This is a genomic window from Paraburkholderia lycopersici (assembly GCF_900096975.1).
Taxonomy (GTDB): domain Bacteria; phylum Pseudomonadota; class Gammaproteobacteria; order Burkholderiales; family Burkholderiaceae; genus Paraburkholderia; species Paraburkholderia lycopersici.
On sequence record NZ_FMYQ01000089.1, the window covers coordinates 1 to 1,085 of the forward strand.

At 63.5% G+C, this 1,085-nt stretch carries 1 protein-coding gene; it reads right to left on the reverse strand.

The features are described from left to right. Nucleotides 1-101: 101 nt before the first annotated feature. On the reverse strand, nt 102-1,085 hold a 984-nt coding region (locus BLU17_RS32140; RefSeq protein WP_143189419.1), incomplete at its 5' end, for an FAD-binding protein.

Sequence of the window (1,085 nt, forward strand, 5' to 3'; positions counted from 1 at the left end):
TCGTACGTCTGCATGCGCGGCGCCGCGTCCTTGTCCGGATCGTAGCGGTAGACTTCAAAAATTCGTTTGGCCATTTCCGATTCCCTTTGACTGGCTTTGGCTTAGAACGTACGCGGCTTCGGCGGCACCGATTCGACGGTCAGCGGTTGCATGTGAACCGGCTTGTAGTCGAGTCGGTTGTCTTCGCTGTGCCAGAGCGTATGGCGCAGCCAGTTTTCGTCGTCACGATGCGGGTAGTCGTCCTGCGCGTGGGCGCCACGGCTTTCCTTGCGCGCTTCGGCCGAAATCATCGTCGCGCGGGCCACCTCGATGAGGTTCGCCACTTCGAGCGCCTCGACGCGCGCCGTGTTGAACACCTTCGACTTGTCCTTGAGGTGGATGTGCTTCACGCGCTCGGCCACCTCCGAGATTTCCTTCACACCTTCCGCCAGCAGCTTCGAGGTACGGAACACGCCGGCGTGCTTCTGCATCGTGCCGCGGATGTCGTTCGCCACGCTCTGCGCGTACTCGCCCGAAGTCGACTTGTCGAGCTCGGCCAGGCGCGAGAGCGCGAAGTCGGCGGCGTCGGCAGGCAGCGGCTTGTGATCGCGCAGTTCCTTGACGTGCTTGACGATGTGGTTGCCGGCCGCGCGGCCGAACACCACGAGGTCGAGCAGCGAGTTCGTACCGAGGCGGTTCGCGCCGTGCACCGACACGCACGAGCATTCGCCCACGGCGTAGAAGCCGTTGACGACTTCTTCGTGACCCTTCGGCGTCCCGACGACCTGACCGTTGATGTTCGTGGGGATGCCGCCCATCTGGTAGTGGATGGTCGGCACGACCGGGATCGGCTCCTTGATGCAGTCCACGTTCGCAAACCTCAGCGCGATTTCGCGGATCGACGGCAGACGCTTCAGGATCGTCTCGGCGCCGATGTGCGACAGGTCGAGCAGCACGTGGTCCTTGTGCGGACCCACGCCACGGCCTTCCTTGATTTCCTGGTCCATCGAGCGCGAAACGAAGTCGCGCGGCGCCAGATCCTTCAGGGTCGGCGCGTAGCGCTCCATGAAGCGCTCGCCGTTCGAGTTGCGCAGAATGCCGCCTTC